Annotated in this window: 14 protein-coding genes, 1 tRNA gene and 2 pseudogenes; 12 read left to right on the top strand and 5 right to left on the bottom strand. The window is 38.0% G+C overall.

Features of this window, described 5'->3' with window-relative positions; translation table 11 throughout:
- Positions 1-15: 15 nt before the first annotated feature.
- The 3 genes from spoVIF (at position 16) to C509_RS0102860 (ending at position 1,561) form a co-directional block, all read left to right on the top strand.
- Complete coding sequence (gene spoVIF, locus C509_RS0102870) at positions 16-270, top strand: sporulation-specific transcription regulator SpoVIF (RefSeq protein WP_018705397.1); 255 nt, start codon at positions 16-18, stop codon at positions 268-270.
- A 107-nt stretch (positions 271-377) separates the two neighbouring features.
- The gene (locus tag C509_RS0102865; protein WP_018705396.1) at positions 378-632 is read left to right on the top strand and encodes a hypothetical protein; all 255 of its coding nucleotides are present in this window, start codon (positions 378-380) and stop codon (positions 630-632) included.
- An 8-nt stretch (positions 633-640) separates the two neighbouring features.
- Entirely contained in the window at positions 641-1,561 is a 921-nt protein-coding gene (locus C509_RS0102860) for an MBL fold metallo-hydrolase (protein ID WP_245542417.1), read from the top strand.
- 30 nt (positions 1,562-1,591) lie between these two features.
- Here C509_RS0102860 and C509_RS0102855 read toward each other — a convergent pair whose 3' ends face one another.
- The 3 genes from C509_RS0102855 to C509_RS0102845 all read right to left on the bottom strand — a co-directional run bounded on the left by C509_RS0102855 (position 1,592) and on the right by C509_RS0102845 (position 3,341).
- A complete protein-coding gene (locus C509_RS0102855) occupies positions 1,592-2,017 on the bottom strand; it encodes a GNAT family N-acetyltransferase (protein ID WP_018705394.1) in 426 nt (141 codons plus the stop codon).
- Entirely contained in the window at positions 2,017-2,532 is a 516-nt protein-coding gene (locus C509_RS0102850) for a YjcG family protein (protein WP_018705393.1), read from the bottom strand. Before C509_RS0102850 ends, C509_RS0102855 begins: the two co-directional genes overlap by 1 nt.
- 254 nt (positions 2,533-2,786) lie before the next feature.
- Positions 2,787-3,341, bottom strand: a complete 555-nt coding sequence (locus C509_RS0102845) for a helix-turn-helix domain-containing protein (RefSeq protein WP_018705392.1) — start codon at positions 3,339-3,341, stop codon at positions 2,787-2,789.
- Positions 3,342-3,460: 119 nt separating this feature from the next.
- Here C509_RS0102845 and C509_RS24605 point away from each other — a divergent pair.
- Positions 3,461-4,047 (top strand): annotated as a pseudogene (locus C509_RS24605) (LysE family translocator).
- A 213-nt stretch (positions 4,048-4,260) separates the two neighbouring features.
- Here the strand turns inward: C509_RS24605 and C509_RS0102835 are convergent.
- Together C509_RS0102835 and C509_RS0102830 are read right to left on the bottom strand one after the other, a co-directional pair.
- Positions 4,261-4,854, bottom strand: a complete 594-nt coding sequence (locus C509_RS0102835) for an NDxxF motif lipoprotein (RefSeq protein WP_026319653.1) — start codon at positions 4,852-4,854, stop codon at positions 4,261-4,263.
- Between the two features lie 426 nt (positions 4,855-5,280).
- Complete coding sequence (locus tag C509_RS0102830) at positions 5,281-6,000, bottom strand: alpha/beta hydrolase (protein WP_018705389.1); 720 nt, start codon at positions 5,998-6,000, stop codon at positions 5,281-5,283.
- Positions 6,001-6,234: 234 nt separating this feature from the next.
- On the opposite strand from C509_RS0102830, the gene C509_RS0102825 reads away from it, so the two are divergent.
- The 8 genes and pseudogenes from C509_RS0102825 to C509_RS26850 all read left to right on the top strand — a co-directional run.
- Positions 6,235-7,236, top strand: coding sequence for a TAXI family TRAP transporter solute-binding subunit (locus tag C509_RS0102825; protein ID WP_018705388.1), 1,002 nt, complete (start codon positions 6,235-6,237; stop codon positions 7,234-7,236).
- An 88-nt stretch (positions 7,237-7,324) separates the two neighbouring features.
- Complete coding sequence (locus tag C509_RS0102820; RefSeq protein ID WP_018705387.1) at positions 7,325-7,837, top strand: DUF1850 domain-containing protein; 513 nt, start codon at positions 7,325-7,327, stop codon at positions 7,835-7,837.
- A complete protein-coding gene (locus tag C509_RS0102815; protein ID WP_018705386.1) occupies positions 7,827-9,782 on the top strand; it encodes a TRAP transporter permease in 1,956 nt (651 codons plus the stop codon). Before C509_RS0102820 ends, C509_RS0102815 begins: the two co-directional genes overlap by 11 nt.
- Positions 9,758-9,843, top strand: a tRNA-Val gene (locus C509_RS25955). The genes C509_RS0102815 and C509_RS25955 overlap by 25 nt, the downstream gene beginning before the upstream one ends.
- 161 nt (positions 9,844-10,004) lie before the next feature.
- Positions 10,005-10,211, top strand: coding sequence for a hypothetical protein (locus C509_RS0102805; protein ID WP_018705384.1), 207 nt, complete (start codon positions 10,005-10,007; stop codon positions 10,209-10,211).
- Between the two features lie 296 nt (positions 10,212-10,507).
- The gene (locus tag C509_RS0102800) at positions 10,508-11,299 is read left to right on the top strand and encodes a TetR/AcrR family transcriptional regulator (RefSeq protein WP_018705383.1); all 792 of its coding nucleotides are present in this window, start codon (positions 10,508-10,510) and stop codon (positions 11,297-11,299) included.
- A gap of 89 nt (positions 11,300-11,388) precedes the next feature.
- Entirely contained in the window at positions 11,389-12,354 is a 966-nt protein-coding gene (locus C509_RS0102795; RefSeq protein WP_245542415.1) for an alpha/beta fold hydrolase, read from the top strand.
- An 83-nt stretch (positions 12,355-12,437) separates the two neighbouring features.
- Positions 12,438-12,638 (top strand): annotated as a pseudogene (locus tag C509_RS26850) (PadR family transcriptional regulator); the annotation flags it as partial.
- Positions 12,639-12,970: the final 332 nt, after the last annotated feature.

Below are 12,970 nucleotides of genomic sequence, written 5' to 3'. Positions count from 1 at the left end.
AGGCTATTTTAAATAATGGATAATCAATTTTTCAAAAATATTGAGAGCAAGACCGGGGTCGATATGAATGAAGTACTTAAACTTGCGAATTCACTACAAAATGCAAACTTTAAAGATGAGAGAACAGTCCGACGGGTAATCAGGGAAGTTGCAAGGATTGCAAACCGTCCGGTTTCAAAAGAGATGGAAGATAAGATGGTACGTACGATAACAAAGGACGGAAATAAATTGGATATGAACACTATTTCAAATATGTTGAATAAAAAATAGACGAGAGGGCTTGCATTCGTGCAAGTCCTACTTTTTTGAAAAATCAAGTTTAAAGTTATTTTATTGGGGTAAATAGTATTAATTATGGAAAAGGAGGAATCTGCTCCATGGGATATATTACACCAATCAAAATAAACCAATACACGGAATATCAAAAAAGAGATCAGGAAAAGGAGAAAACCCGTGATCCCATACCTGTCCATTTCACACCCAGAATCAGGTTTCAGCCAAAATTCCAATCGGGGGCAACTGCGGCGGTAATCCAGCTGAAAAATAAAGGCAAAAGCGGGGCGAAACCACGTAAAAATAGAAAATTTACAAAAGAAAAAGGGAAAGGCCGGTATTTAAACGAATATGTATAACAATATAGTTGGAAGGACTGTTTAGTTTGGAATTGAGGGAAATTTCGGATTGCTGCTATTATTTCTGCGGCGCTGTCAATATCGGATATATACATAAAGATGGAAAGGGGTTGCTCATTGATTCCGGTATTGATAAAGGCACAGCAAAAAAGATATTGAACATATTGAAGGGATACAATCTTCCCATCGATTATGTTTTTTTGACTCATGCTCATACTGACCACTATGGAGGCGCATCCTTTTTGCAGAAGCAGCAAAAGGTAAAATTGCATGCTCCGCGGCTTGAAGCAGCGATTATGGAACATCCTATTCTTGAACCGATTTATCTGTGGAATGGTGCAATGCCGATTAAACAATTAAGAAACAAATTTTTGGAGGGGGAGCCGGTAATCATTGATGGTTTCATCCATGAAGGGCGGCATGAAGTGGGACCTTTTCGTTTTGAGGCTGTTCATTTGCCTGGACACAGCTACTCGCAGATGGGAATTATCATTGGGGAGATCCTATATGCAGCAGACAGCTATTTTGGTCCCAAAGTACTTGCCAAGCATAAGGTTCCTTTCATTGTAGATGCGGATGCCACGATACACTCTCTTGAGAAGTTACAGAGCTTGGTTTTCCGAGGGGCGCTTCCGGGGCACGGTGATTACGAAGCCGATATTTCAGAGACGATTCAGGCAAATATCAACTGCCATACACACATCAAGCAATTCCTGTTAAACAGCATAATAATGTCACCCAACGGTATTTCAATGGAGGTTCTATTGGGAAAAATGTTTGATTACTACGGGTTAAAGGCCCGTGAAATCGGACAATGGCTGCTATTCAGAACTTCTTTTACCGCATACATAACCTCACTCATAGAAAATGGCGACATTGCTATATCCATAAATGGACATACCCCTTGGCTAAAAGGAGAATCCCCTTAAAATTTCGGAATGAAATCTTAAGGGGATTCTTTATTCCAGCTTCTTTTTCATTTTGCGGTGCGGAATGCCTGCATCTAAAAACTCGTCCGATATCATACTATATCCAAGCTTTTCATAAAAGGGAACGGCATAGGATTGGGCATTCAAAACTAACTCGTCAACAGGGAGTTTTTTTGCATACTCCTCAATTTCTTCCATGATTTGAATGCCTGCACCATTTCCGCGATATTCCGGAAGAATACAGATCCTTTCCACTTTCCCCTTTCCATCAAGAACCCGGAATCTGCCCGCGCCTACTGGCGTTTCTTCATCATAAAGAACGAAGTGGGCTGAGTTGTTTTCATGTTCGTCGATTTCGATTTCAATAGGAACGTCCTGTTCTTCGACAAACACTTTTTTACGAATGTTGAAAGCATCTTGAAGTTGATTTTCTGTTCCGGCTTGAAGTACTTTCATTATTGGGGATCCTTTCCAAGGCGAAACGTCTCATAAACAGTCCATGACCCATTTTCAAGCTGGTACACAAGATGGAACCGGTCAACGATTTCTTCGTGTTCAACCCCCAGCATCCTTAGCTGGCCATACACATCGGAGTGCTCATCATTCGATAGCTTTTGTCCGATTGTAATATGCGGAACAAAAGGATGTTCCGGCTTATCACCAGGCAAAGATGAGTAAAGATCCTCGTAAAGATCTTCTAACTGTGATGTCTTCTCTGCCTTCAAATGAATTGTGTTGTTTATGGGCTGGAATGAGCTCACTTTTCTGATGTTTAAAGTGAAAGGTTCATATTTCTTTGCGATCGCTTCCAACTGCTCAGTGATGGAATTGACATCCATATCTGTTTCAAAAGCCGCTTTCAATGTCAGATGAGGAGGAATCAGCGCATAATGGGGGTCATACCTCTTCCGATAGGAGTTTGCCAAATCCTGCAATGTCTTAGAGGGAAATATAACAATTCCATATTTCATCTCTTTATAACCTCCCTATTTCGATAATGGTTAAAATCTTCTATATCTTATTACTATAGCACATCTTTGACAGCTTTTCCTATAGGACATAAGAAACTAAACCATTAAAAACCATTTGTGTATTAGGAATTTGGGGCTAATTTTTATTTTTTAGCCGAATTTTAGCCCACCTGGCAAACTTTCACTGAATGCTGTCACTGCCTTGCCTTCTAGATTAGGGAACGTGTTTAATCAACGCTACCCGTGAGTGTGTATTAAACAGGATAATATATTGTCATACTTAACCTAGTTAAAGTTGTTCCAGGATTATAATATGTGTGAGGCCTATCAGCCTTAAATCTTATTGAATCGCCATTTTTTAAATTATACTCGCAATTATTAACAGTTATAGTAATTTCTCCATCAAAAACAGTAATAAATTCCTCGGTCCCATTTCTGTGTGAATCAGAACTTAACATACCTTCTTTTTCAATTTCAACAGCATAAATTTCAAAGCGCCTTTCCTCTTGGAAAGGAAAAAAGGGATATACTCTGTACCTTCCATTGTCTTCAGACAAGATTTGAATCTCTTCTTTTGAAACAACTTTGGTATCAGGCTGTGGATTATTAATTAAGGAAGTAAAAGAGACTTTTAATCCATTAGCGATTTTCCAAATAGTTGTAAGAGTTGGGCTGGATTCTCCTCTTTCAATTTGACCTATCATAGTTTTACTGACACCACATAATTCTGAGACTTTTTCTAAACTTAGTTTTTCCTTCTTCCTAATTGCCTTTAAATTTTTCGCCAAAATCAAATGAATATCCTCCATAAAAAATCATCCTCCATGATTTACATTATAACGTCTGAAATGTACAATATAGTTTGGTAATTTATGTTGTGCGTTTTGTGCATTATAACATGCAAAATGTGAGGGGGGAGTTTCGAACAGTGCCATTTTTATCCTTCTTGTTGTTTGTTTTTATTAACAGTTTTACTCCGGGGCCAAACAATTTTATGGCGATGTCGTTTGCAAACAAATATGGATTTAATAAAACGATCAAGTTTTGTCTGGGAGTTTCAGTAGGATTTTTTGTTCTCGCATTAGTGTGTAGTTTTTTTAATCTTTTGCTTATAAACGTATTACCAATTATAAAAGGCCCTTGACCATTTTGGGTATGGGTTATATGTTATATTTGGCTTTTAAGACACTTACCAGTAAAGATCATCATAACGATAGAAAAGATGCCAGCAGTAAAAATCTTTTCGTAATAGGTACAATATTACAATTTATTAATCCAAAAGGTATTCTTTATAGCGTAACAGTTGTAACAACCTTTATTCTTCCTTATTATCATTCTTACTTTAGTTACTTAATTTTCTCACTTTTTTTAGGGATTGTTGGTTTTATAAGTTCATCTAGTTGGAGTTTATTTGGTTCTATTTTTCAAAAGTTATTAGCGAAGTACAGACGGCCATTTAATATAATAATGGCATTATTATTGGTTTATAGTGCTATTTCAATTATTCTGCATTAGACGAAGTATTGTTAAAATAAACTAAAGAGGGTGCTCCGTTTAATCGTAATACATGGAGTTATCCTCTTTATGTAACTTCTTTAAAGGTGTTTCTCTATAATCTCTACAATTTGTGAAAAATCTAGAATTCACAAAAATGGTGTCCGCATTAATTCGGGGCACCTTTTTTGAATGTTCATCTTATGCAGTACAAAAGGATGAACCTTTTCTTTCTTAATTGTCCCGTCCAAATGCTTTTGTGTGAATATTCTCCTTATCAAGGAATTCTTCTATTTTTTTCTGTTCTCTTCCATTCACCACATCACTTTTATCAATGATGGATTCAATGTCTATTTCAGAAAAATTTCCATCACTCACGTTATCGAGTAGTTTATTTAATTCATGAATATACTCACTTGAAGCTGTAATGTAACGACTAATTCTTTCAGACTCTTCTTGATAACCTTCAGGCAAGGTATTATATAAGATATAATTAGAGAAATTTTCATCATTTTCTTTTGTAAGCTTGTTAATTCTATTAAATTTCTCTATTTCATTTTTATTTAATTCCTCACCTGCATCGATAATCTCCTCAAATGGATAACTGGCATTATATAATTCTTCGCTGCTGTCTAGATATGTTTTTATGCTCAGCTTCATTTCTTCTTCGTCAATTGTACTATTGTTTTTTTCAGAAGTGAAAATAGTACTAGGGACTTCTATTTTTGTTGTAAAAGGAATTTCATCTTCTGTAGTGTCAATATTTTCTTTCTGGGAACAGGCACTCAATACTAAAACAATGAAGAAGCCATAAAAGATTTTTCTCATATTCATTTCTCCCCCTTGAACATAGAAATGTTCCATTTCAAGATTTAATAAATAATAATCTAAAACTCTATCAGCAAAATGCATATAATATTCTTCTACAATACCTTTTTGCTTTTTTAACAATTTTAAAATTTATATTTGTTCAAGTGCATCATACTTCATGTGGATTTAAAAGGAGATGCACATAAAATGATGTTAATACAGTTGTTGAATTGTAATAGGCAGATTAAAACAGGCCCGGTATGACCGGACCGGATTTTATTATCAAGCATCTACCATTTTAAGCCCCTATTTGCCCCGAAAGCAGCCCCAAGTGCGTGCTGTATTATGATTTATATTGCAATATGAGAGATACAAAAAGATTGCAAATGCTGATGAATCAACGTTTTTGACATTTTATACTGAAGTAAAATTATAGAACATAATTTAACGGGAAAACATCATTGTCAGTGCACGTTTAACATCGGGCTGCCAATATTTCCACGAGTGGCCGCCATCAAATTCGTCATAAAAAGAATCGAAGCCATTTTCCTCAAAAGCCTCATGAAGCTCCCGGTTCGGAGTCAAGAAATCCTCCACCCGCTCTGCTGAAAACTTGATTTCATTTTCATCTTTGCCGATCACATGATAGACATCCAAAAGATAAGGCTCTTTATGAGAACGGACAGCAGAAAGTACTTTATCATTTACATATGGCGAGTGTAAAATAACTTTTCCAAACGTGTGGGGATATTCTATTGCAGTCATTAAAGAAACGGTGGCTGCCAAACTGTCCCCCATCAAAGTCCTGCTTTTTCCAATGCTGGTGGTGGGATATTCCTTTTCCAGCCAGGGAACAAGTTCATGGGCCAAAAATCTTATGTATGCTTCATTCTTTTCACCCTCTGGATGATATTTTTTCCGACGGTCCTTCACGTTTTTATATGGAATCCCGACGATGATCAGATTTTCAATCTTTTTCTCGGCGAGCAATAGGTCCGCAAATCTTGTGAGTCTGCCCATCTGAAAGTAGTCTTTTCCATCCTGAACAATCAAAAGAGAGTACTTATACAGTGGCGAATAATTTGCAGGCAAATAAATCAAAAGCTCTAGCTTTTCATCTAACTCTTTGCTGCTAAACTCTATTTCTGTAATCGTACCTTGCATATTTTATTAGCCTCCTTTTCGGAAGATTGTATGATAAATACTTTATCATATGGTATGTGTAATGTTAAAGCTGACGTTTTGTTATTTTTAAATAGGGTAAAATGAGAGGGAGTTTAACTTAGCGAGAACACTTTATCGTACGTTTACAGTACATTTGTGAAAGTGACGTTTATGTTTGCCTGCATGAAAGACATTATGCTAAATCATGTTTAAAAAAAGTGAGGAGGCCTTTAAATGAGTCGAAAAAAATCTTTTTTTAGCATCACTTTTATGTTAGTGATTTCATTAGTGCTGGCAGCCTGCGGCGGTGGTGGAGATGATAAAGGAAAGGAGAAGACAGGAAAAGGCGGGAAAGATTATGGTGTCAAATTCATCAGTATTGCGACAGGCGGTACTGGGGGTACATATTATCCGCTTGGAGGAAGTTTTGCCAATTTGATCAAGGATGCAACAGGAATAGAGTCCAATGCAGTCACTTCGGGAGCATCTGCGGAAAATATGGCCCTAATTAAAAAAGAAGAAGCCGAAGTGGCTTTCACACAAACGGATATCGCTACATATGCCACTGAAGGAACCAATATGTTCAAAGAAAAAGTGGACAACCTGAAAGGTCTGGGAACACTTTATCCGGAAACGCTCCAAATAGTTACTACGAAGAAATCCGGAATTAAATCGGTAGAAGACTTGAAAGGCAAAACAGTCTCTGTCGGAGAATCCGGATCAGGGACGCTTGCCAACGCGGAACAGATTCTTGAAGCGTACGGTATGAATCTTGACGATGTAAAAGCCAGAAATCTGTCTTTTGATGATTCCACTACAGGAATTCAAGATGGTACAATTGATGCCGCTTTCATAACTGCAGGAACACCGACAGGAGCTGTTGAGGGATTAGCGGCAACTGAAAAAGTCGTTATTGTTCCCCTTGAAGATGATAAAATTGATGCCCTTATAGAAAAATATCCTTATTATGCAAAGGAAACAATCAAAAAAGGAACGTATGATGCCAAGAGGGATGTAAATACAGTAGCGGTCCAAGCTATGCTTGTCGTCAGATCCGATTTATCAGATGACCTTGTCTACGAAATGGCGAAATCGATATATGAGAATACTGATAAAGTCGGTCATGCAAAAGGCAAGCAAATCAGTGTTGAAAATGCATTGAATGGAATGGCCATTGATATTCACCCAGGTGCCAAAAAGTACTTTGATGAAAAGGGCATTTCAGCGGAAAAATAAGTGATGTATATCCAATGGCGTGAATAGACCGGACCATCCTTTCGGTCTATTCTTTTCTTTGAAGAGGATTTTTTTGGGGGAGAGAAATATGCCCAAACGTTTGATGCTGTTCATCATACCATTTATAGCTTTCATATTTTTAGTGGTTCCAGTAACAGATACGATTACAATCAAGTCTCAAAAAGAAAATCAGCTGCTCGCCTACTTCCCGCTTAGGGCAGCGAACAGCCGATTTCAAATAGTATATAACCATTCCATTCACCATTCAGATGTTAAAGAGGAATATCAGGTACTGGAAAATGGTGTCGTCCGCCAAGTGGAATTGGAATATGAAGATACAGCTGTAGGCATGCCATCCAATTCAGAGGAAGGGGAAACCTTCCAGATGAAAGATGGTAAATATTATATCCGAAACATGAAGCGTGATTTTCCTTGGATTGATCTTAGCACTGGCCAGGTAAGCGCCGACCATCGTCTTGTGGTTGGGGAGAAGGTAACGCCATTTACAGAGATTACCGAGCCGGGATCTGTGGTAAGGATTGAGAAAAGGAAGCTTTCTTTATGGCAGCAATGGAAAGGAGTGAATATTGTTGGCAGATAAACCGACCCATGAAGCTTTATCGGAAGAGGAACAACGTAAAATATTGGAAAAATATGATCCGGAATCAGCTACGCGGAGAGTAAGAGGTACGCTTGGTTGGATAATATTTTTCGGATTGTTGGCGTTTTCCATTTTTCAATTGTATGCGTCTATTACACAATCGATACCGCGTCAAATTCTGCTGTCCATCCACCTGGGATTTGCTCTTTCACTTATATTCCTTCTTTTTCCGGCGAAAAGAAAGACGAGGCGGAAGGACATTGTAGCGTGGTATGATATCATTTTTGCCACCCTATCAGTTGGGGTGGGTGCTTATTGGCCCCTAATGATTGAAACCATAGTCAATCGGGTGGGAACATTGACCACGCTTGATTTGACAGTCGGAACGCTCGCTGTTTTATTGACACTAGAAGCAACGCGGCGCGCTGTAGGACTTCCGATCACGATCATTGCTCTTTTATTTATGTTGTATGCATATTTTGGTCCGTCGATGCCGGGTTTCCTGGCACATAGAGGTTTGAATTTTGAAAGTCTCATTAATACTATGTTTTATACATCACAAGGAATTTTGGGAACGCCGTTGTATGTTTCTGCAACGTTCATATTTTTATTCCTGTTGTTTGGTGCGTTCCTTGTGAAAACCGGCGTCGGCCAATATTTCAATGATTTGGCCCTTTCGATTGCAGGCAGAAGGGTGGGGGGACCGGCAAAGGTTGCGATTTTTTCCAGTGCTTTGCAAGGAACTATCAGTGGAAGCTCAGTTGCCAACGTTGTCACATCAGGTTCATTTACGATACCGATGATGAAAAAACTTGGTTACCGCAAAGAATTTGCAGGTGCCGTTGAAGCCGCTGCATCAACAGGTGGACAGATCATGCCGCCTGTCATGGGGGCAGCAGCATTCTTGATGGTTGAATTCATTGGAATCACATACTGGGAAATAGCAAAGGCGGCTGTTATCCCGGCAATCCTGTATTTCTCCGGAATATGGATCATGACTCACCTTGAAGCAAAACGAGTGGGCCTTAAAGGTTTATCAAAAGAGGAAATGCCGGACAGGAAAGAGGTATTTGGGAAGATTTATCTATTGCTCCCGATCCTCCTGATCATTGTTCTCCTTATGACCGGAGTGAGTGTTATGCGTGCGGCTCTTTGGTCCATCATTGGTACGATCGTTGTCAGTGCCATCCGGAAAAGTACTCGTATCGGATTTAAGCAAATGGTGGAGGCCCTAGTGGACGGTGCGAGAACGGCACTTTCCGTAGCGGCGGCTACCGCATCTGCGGGAATCATCGTTGGTGTAGTTACGAAAACGGGTCTGGGGCTGAAGCTTGCCAATGGATTGGTCGGTCTGGCCAACGGCCAGCTGTTATTGACTCTGTTCTTTACAATGCTGACAGCCATTGTACTTGGCATGGGTTCACCAACAACAGCGAACTACGTCATCACCTCAACAATTGCGGCACCTGCCATCATATTGTTAGGTGTACCTGCACTCTCTGCCCATTTGTTCGTCTTCTATTTTGGGATTGTAGCCGATATTACACCGCCGGTCGCTTTGGCGGCATTTGCGGCATCGGGAGTTTCTGGAGGGGAACCGATACGAACCGGAGTCAACGCATCGAAATTGGCAATTGCAGCGTTCATCATTCCTTATATGTTTGTACTATCGCCAGAATTGTTAATGATTGATACAACGATTCCTTATCTCATCTGGATGTTATTCACGGCATTTACTGGAATGCTTGCAACAGGCGCCGGAATTATCGGGTTTTGGTACAGGAAACTGTACTGGTACGAGCGTATAATTGCCATTGCTTCAGGACTCATGCTCATGTACCCTGAAGGAATGTCAGATATCATCGGTTTAGTATTATTTATCGCAATGCTTGCCGTACAAATTTTCACGAAAAATAAAGGGAAGTATAAATTGGCGGAAAGTTGATCATAAGGTGGACGCCACCTTGACAGGGTGGAGGTCGCTGGTTCGAGCCCAGTCGGAATCACTACATGAAAGAGGCGCTGATCCCTTATATATTAAGGAGTTGGCGCCTTTTTATATTTTCAAACAACTTCAAGATCACCTTGAATATTTATACATTGCACAAATACTACACAAACCTGCTTAAAGCCGTTGCCGTGTCTAATCCATTGATGGGGAGAAAAGATGAAATTTAAATGTTTCAAATATATTCATCCCGCCACATTCCTTCATGGATACACTGGCGATAAGGAACCGATTAATTATCTTGAAGAAAGAACCTTTATTTTACCAAAAGGGACTTATCCTTGGGTGAAAATGTGGGATTATGGAGATGTAGGATTTAGTATTTTGGTCTCACCAATAGCAGATAATGACCAATCGGTTGAGTAACAGTTGTTTAAATGTAAATAAAGCCGTTACATTTACAATTGCGATGCTTAAAATGTTCTAGCCATATAATATTCCATTAAAGTAACGTTAATGGATTTTGTGTAGAAGTATACTTAAACTTTACGTTTGTTTAAGATGAAGGCATAGTAGGTTTATTTAAATAAAGCGGGGTTATAACATGGAAGAAGAGTGGAAAATGCTTGACATTTTACATTGTAAAAAGTATTTTGTAAACATACTTATAAGTATGTTTACAAAATACTGAAATAAATGTCGGAGATTATGGAGGTGCAAATTTGTCTGTTCAAGAGAAAATCTATAAAGTTGCAGAAAAATTACTTGAATCAAAGCCTTTCGATCAAATTACTTTTGCTGAAATTGCCGAATTAGCTGGTGTTCATTGGACAGCTGTTAGAAGACATTTTGGTGGTAGGGAAGGTATGAGGAATTGGTTACAGGAAAAACAATCAAATATGAAAGAGGGTTTTAAAGATACTAGGACAAGAATCATAGAAGCAGGTACAAGAATATTTTCTGTACAAGGCTATGGGAATGCATCCCTAGATAAAGTTGCATCTGATGCAGGATTAACAAAGGGAGCAGTCTATTGGCATTTCTCCAGTAAACAAGACTTATTTTTAGCCATATTAGAACATCATTTAACACAACAGCTTCAAATTCTACCATCGCAAATTGAAAAAATGCTTTCTACAAGCAATCCCAAAACTGCACTAACAGATTGGCTCAAAACTCAGTTTAACTTCTTTGAAATAAATGATGGGTCTTCGAGACTTTTCCTCGAGTTTGTTGCCGCAAATAGAGAGCCTGAAGTTCAAAAAAAGCTACAATCGATACATGGGAAAATAATTGACGGGGTAGGAACTTATTTACATGAAATGCAAAAAAAAGGTCTTGTCTCAAGTGAGTTACACCCGAACTCTCTTAGCGTTACAATTGATGCATTTATGAAAGGAATTTTAATAGAATACATCATTGATCCAACACATTTTAAAATAAACCCCATCTTTGAAACCATTTCTAATGTTCTTTGGGATGGAATAGCTCCAAAAAAAAGATCCGTAATCTAAAGTGCGGGTTTTTTATAATAATTAACATACTATTAAGTATGTTAATAGTGTATTGATAGTATAAACAAAAGGGAGTTAAAGTAGATAAAATGAAAAGAGGATATCAAAAAATGCTTATTATTTTTTTTGCTAGTCTTTTACTAATGTATTTAGGTTTATATTTTTATAACATTGTTGAGGTGAAGAAAGGAGAAGAATCCTTTCCACCAAAGGGAAAATTCGTTACTGTTGATAGTGTAAGACTACATTACTACATAGAAGGAGAGGGTAAGCCAATTGTGTTCCTACACGGAGCAATGCTTTCTGGTAATGATTATAAAGATGTGCTTCATCTGGCAGCTTCTCAGGGATATCAGGGATTGGCATTTGACCGTCCAGGTTATGGCTACAGTGATAGACCAGAAGGAAAGGTGACACCTATATCTCAAGCAGCACTAATCCGTGAAGCTTTAAAGGAAATAGGAGTAGATGAACCAATTATCATTGTTGGTCATTCATGGAGTGGAACGATGACACTTTCTTATGCACAGCAATTTCCAGAAGAAGTAGCGGGGATTGTATTGTTGGGAGCAGCTATGTTTAAAGAAGGCTACCCAGCAGAAAATGGAGATGCACTATCTAAAATAGTCACAACACCAATTGCGGGAGATTTTATATTAAATACACTTTTGAGAACAGCTTTAGGTAAAGGTTTGGCTAAAAGTACTGTAAATTCAACATTTTTCCCAGAAAATGCACCCGAGGAATATCTAGAAGAAACCATTGCTTTAGGATTTAGACCTGACCAATTTAAGGCTAATCGTGAAGATGTCTTGGAGTTCCCGAAAACTTCTAAAAAGATAAGTTCTACTTATTCAAATATAGATATTCCTACTATAGTTGTAGTAGGCGAAAAGGACCCGTTTGGAACGATTGAACAAGGTAAAAGATTAATAAATGAAATAACTAACTCTCAGTTACAAGTAATACCAAATATAGGACATATGATACCGATACTTCATCCTACAGTTGTTATGGAAGCAGTAGATCTGCTTAAACCCCATAAGTTTGATTGAATTTTTTAATTCACCGACTAATAGAAGTAAGTTACTTACTCCATTAATAGGGGCTTATCCACGGCTATGCCGTAATGCAGTAGATAGAAAAAATAAGTAATGGTACTGTTATTTTAGCGGCTGGTACATTATACAGTGCAATTGAAAACTTGAATAAACATGCTTGGATTGAACCTGTTGGAATTTCGGATCTGAGAAAAATTTATACGATAACTACAGAAGGAAGCACCATTCTGAAAATAGAACGAGAAAGGATATCGCATATTTTATCATTGTACGAAGGGAAAATGATTATAGGGCCAGATAATGGGATACTTTGTAAAACAGAGAAATCCTCAATTTTGTTGGAATATTATTTGACTTTTCACAATAAATATCTTACGGTTAAATAAATCAATAACCGAAGGGTGAATAAAAGTACATGATCATATAATTCTAACTTTGAAAGAACTCGATATTTTAGCCCTGGGTTCAGTTTCACAATCGTTGGAATGGACTCTATTTGCTTATCGACTTTTTCTGAGATAGGATGAATGAAATGTGCTTTTTTTGACTTTGAATTAGACTTTTGTACCCGAAAGCCTATTTAAGTCATAATTGGTGTTAAATTTCCTCC

It is taken from the genome of Siminovitchia fordii DSM 16014 = CIP 108821, assembly GCF_000374565.1.
Lineage (GTDB): Bacteria > Bacillota > Bacilli > Bacillales > Bacillaceae_C > Siminovitchia > Siminovitchia fordii.
Note: the sequence above shows the minus strand (reverse complement) of the source record. Positions and strands in the feature narration are given on the sequence as shown.